We start from the raw sequence: 3,476 nt of genomic DNA, 5'->3' as shown, positions 1-3,476 counted from the left end.
CGCCGTCCGTCCGGCGCGGCACCGCGACGCTGCGCGGCGTCGTCACCGGCGCCGACGGGAAGCCGCGCGCCGGCGCCCAGATCGTCCTGGCGGACCAGGGGCGCGACACGCGCAGCGGCGGCGACGGCGCGTTCGTGCTCGACTCGCTGGCGGCGGGGACGTTCGTGGTCGAGGCGCGCAGCGTCGGGCGCGCGCCGGCGCGCCGCGCGGTGGACCTGCGCGGGCGCGGCGTCACCACGCTGTCCCTCGCGCTCGCCGAGCGGGCCGCGACGCTGGACCGCGTGCTGGTCGCCGGCGAGCGGCGGCGCGCGCCCACGCTGCTCGACGAGTTCGCGGCGCGCCGGCTGCGTGGGGCCGGTGGGCACTTCGTGGGGCCGGCGGAGCTCGAGCGGATGGTCGTCACGCGCACCACCGACGTGCTCCGCACGGTGCCCGGCGTCGTGCTGCGCACCGGCTTCGGCGCCCTCGGGAGCTGGCGGCAGGAGATCCGCATGCGCGGCGGGTGCGCCCCGCGGGTGCTCGTCGACGGCTTCTTCGCGGACACCAGCGCGTACCGCCAGCTCGACCAGCTCGTGCCGATGTCCGCCGTGGCGGCCATCGAGGTGTACCCGTCGGGGCTCGTCCCGGCGCAGTGGGGCGGGACGGACGTGCAGGGGTGCGGGGTCGTGATGCTGTGGACGCGGCGCGGGGGGACCTGAGGGCCGCGGGCGTCACGCCGCCGGCCAACGGCCGGGCCCGGTGACTGGAGTCACCTCGACGCCGCGGCGGGCGCGGCATCGTGGTCCCGCGGTCGCGATCGCGACGCCGCCCGGCCACCCCTCACCCCGCCCCCCATGCTCCAGTCTCGTGCGACGCGCGCCGCCGCCGCCGCGGCGCTGACCACCGCCGCCGCCCTCGCGGCCTGCGGCGACTCGGGGAGCGACGCGGTCGGCCCGCGCGGGAGCGGGCGCCTCGTCGTGCAGCTCACCGACGCGCCGTTCCCGTACGACTCGATCCGGGGCGTCGACGTGTTCGTCGTGCGCGTCGACGCCAAGCAGGCCGACGCCGACAGCGCCGACGCCGCCGCGCGCACCGAGGACGACGACCGCGGCGGGTGGGTGACGCTCGCCGAGCCGAAGGCGAAGTTCGACCTGCTCACCCTGCGCGACGGGAAGTTCGCGGTGCTCGGCGAGAAGGCGCTGCCGGCCGGCAGCTACCGCGCGTTCCGCCTGGTGCTCGACGCGTCGCAGTCGTCGGTCACGCTCAAGAACGGCGCCGCGGTCGACGTGCAGTGGCCGAGCGCGGGGCGCAGCGGGCTGAAGATCCAGCTGGCGAAGGCGGTGGACGTGAAGGCCGACTCGACGGCGACGATGCTCGTCGACTTCGACGTCGAGGGGAGCTTCGTCATGCGCGGCAACGCGATGCGCAACGGGCTGCTGTTCAAGCCGGTGCTGCGCGCCGCGACGCGCTGAGGCCGGGGAGGCCGCGATGATCCAGATCTGGTGGTGAGCCCGGACTGAATCTCACCCCACCGCGAGCGCCGGCGCCTCCGCCGGCGCGGCCGCGGGGGAGAGCAGCACGCTGAAGGTCGAGCCGACGCCCGGCGTGCTCACGAGCGCCAGCTCGAACCCCATCAGCTCGCACAGCGAGCGGCTGATGGCGAGGCCGAGCCCCGTGCCGCCGAACTCGCGCGCGGTGGACGTGTCGGCCTGCTCGAAGGCGTCGAAGATCGCCTGCTGCCGCTCGGGCGGGATCCCGATCCCGGTGTCGACGACGTCGATGCGCGCCGGCGCCCCGGTGGCCGGGTCGACGACGACGCGGATGCTCACGCTGCCGCGCCGCGTGAAGCGCAGCGCGTTGCCGACGAGGTTGACGAGCACCTGGCGCAGGCGCGCCGGGTCGGCCTGGAGGCGCGCCGGCGCGTCGGGGAGCTCGGCGTAGAGCCCGAGGCCGCGCCGCCGGGCGTCCTCCTCGAAGGCGGCGAGGACGTCGCGCACCAGCTGGTCGAGGGCGACGGTGCGCGCGTCGATCGCGATGCGCCCCACCTCGATGCGCGCGATGTCGAGCAGGTCGTCGATCATGCGCAGCAGGTGCATCCCGTTGTCGCGCACGCGCTCGAGGTACGTGCGCCCGTCCTCGCCCAGCTCCACGGTGCGCATGCGCAGCAGCACGTTGGAGAAGCCGATGACGCTGTTGAGCGGGGTGCGCAGCTCGTGGCTCATGCGCGCCAGGAAGTCGCTCTTGGCGCGGTTGGCCGCCTCGGCCGACTCCTTGGCGTCGCGCAGGGCGTGGGCGGCGGCGGCGCGCCCGGCGAGGTCGCGCCGGATCACGTTGAGCACCAGCAGCCCGGCCGCGAGCGCGGTGGCGAGGCTGAGGAAGATGCTGCCGCCGACCTGGCGCACCCACGCCCGCTGCCCGTCGGACTGCGCGCGCACCAGCTCCTCCTGCTCCAGCCCCGCCGCGTCGACGCCGGCGCGGATGCTGTCGGCCAGGGCGCGGACGACGGGGGCGCGCATGACCGCCAGCGCCGACTCGGTGCCGTCGCGGCGCCGGTCGAGGGTCTCGCGCAGGTAGTTGAGCCGGCGCCGCACGAGCGGGCGGAGCGCCTCGGCGCGGGCGGCCGCCCCCGCGGCGGGGCCGTCCGGCGCGGCGGTGAGCAGGTCGAGGCGCGCCTCGGCGCTGCGGCGCTCGTCCTGGAACTGCTGGAGGTAGCGCGCCTCGCCGGTGAGGATGTAGCCGCGCACCGCCGACTCCGCGGTGGCGACGTCGGAGTAGGTGGCCTCGAGCGCGCGCAGGGCGCGCTGCGCGTCCTCCTGCGCGGTGGTGGTGTCGAGCAGGCGGCGCATGCTCTGGTACGCCGCGCCGCCCACCAGCCCCAGGAACAGGAGCCACGACGCGACCGCCAGGGCGACGGTCCGCCGGACCGACTCGGCCACGGCGCTACCCCGGCGGGCGGCGCAGCGCCCGCTCGACGGCGCGGTGGAGCACCGACTCGTCGAAGATCGGCTTGGCGACGTACTCGTCGAAGCCCGCCTCGAGCAGCGCCGCGCGGTCGCCGTCCATCGCGTGCGCGGTGAGCGCCACCACCGGCAGGTGGGCGAGCCGGTCGTCGGCGCGCATGCTGGCCAGCACCTCGATCCCGTTGATGCCGGGGAGCGAGATGTCCATGAGCACGAGGTCGGGGATCTCGCCGCTCGTGAAGGCGGCCAGCGCGTCGGCGCCGTTCACGTACTCGCGCACGTGGAACTGGTCGCCGAGGATGGCGCGGACGAGGAGCCGGTTGTCGGCGTTGTCCTCGACGACGGCGAGCACCCTCACGCGGCGCCCTCCCCGCGGGCCAGCGCGTCGGCGGCCCAGGCGCCGTACTCGGCGGCGGCGCGCTCCGCGTCGCGGCGCTCGGGGGCCAGCGCGTCGAGCAGCGCCCCCGGGTCGGCGGCGCCGGCGGCCGCTTCGTCGGCGGCGAAGTCGGAGGCCAAGCGGTCTTAGGAAGACAAATC

General features: G+C 76.3%; 5 protein-coding genes. 2 read left to right on the top strand and 3 right to left on the bottom strand.

Going from position 1 to position 3,476, the window contains the following annotated elements:
- Both PYV61_RS22710 and PYV61_RS22705 read left to right on the top strand, forming a co-directional pair.
- Positions 1 to 698, top strand: a 698-nt coding sequence (locus tag PYV61_RS22710; protein WP_275835977.1) for a carboxypeptidase regulatory-like domain-containing protein, incomplete at its 5' end; no start/stop codon positions are given.
- Positions 699 to 833: 135 nt separating this feature from the next.
- A complete protein-coding gene (locus tag PYV61_RS22705; protein WP_275835975.1) occupies positions 834 to 1,451 on the top strand; it encodes a DUF4382 domain-containing protein in 618 nt (205 codons plus the stop codon).
- Positions 1,452 to 1,502: 51 nt separating this feature from the next.
- Here the strand turns inward: PYV61_RS22705 and PYV61_RS22700 are convergent, their stop codons facing one another.
- From PYV61_RS22700 to PYV61_RS22690, 3 genes are read right to left on the bottom strand one after another with little or no spacing between them, the layout of a single operon-like run.
- Positions 1,503 to 2,915, bottom strand: a complete 1,413-nt coding sequence (locus PYV61_RS22700) for an ATP-binding protein (RefSeq protein ID WP_275835973.1) — start codon at positions 2,913 to 2,915, stop codon at positions 1,503 to 1,505.
- 4 nt (positions 2,916 to 2,919) lie between these two features.
- The gene (locus PYV61_RS22695) at positions 2,920 to 3,297 is read right to left on the bottom strand and encodes a response regulator (protein ID WP_275835971.1); all 378 of its coding nucleotides are present in this window, start codon (positions 3,295 to 3,297) and stop codon (positions 2,920 to 2,922) included.
- The gene (locus tag PYV61_RS22690; RefSeq protein ID WP_275835969.1) at positions 3,294 to 3,455 is read right to left on the bottom strand and encodes a hypothetical protein; all 162 of its coding nucleotides are present in this window, start codon (positions 3,453 to 3,455) and stop codon (positions 3,294 to 3,296) included. The genes PYV61_RS22695 and PYV61_RS22690 overlap by 4 nt, the downstream gene beginning before the upstream one ends.
- Positions 3,456 to 3,476: the final 21 nt, after the last annotated feature.

Source organism: Roseisolibacter sp. H3M3-2 (assembly GCF_029211165.1).
GTDB lineage: Bacteria > Gemmatimonadota > Gemmatimonadetes > Gemmatimonadales > Gemmatimonadaceae > Roseisolibacter.
Note: the sequence above shows the minus strand (reverse complement) of the source record. Positions and strands in the feature narration are given on the sequence as shown.

What these genes read in the sequence shown, in the direction of transcription:
- PYV61_RS22705 (WP_275835975.1), top strand. Translation starts at nt 834, where the DNA reads ATGCTCCAGTCTCGTGCGACGCGCGCCGCCGCCGCCGCGGCGCTGACC.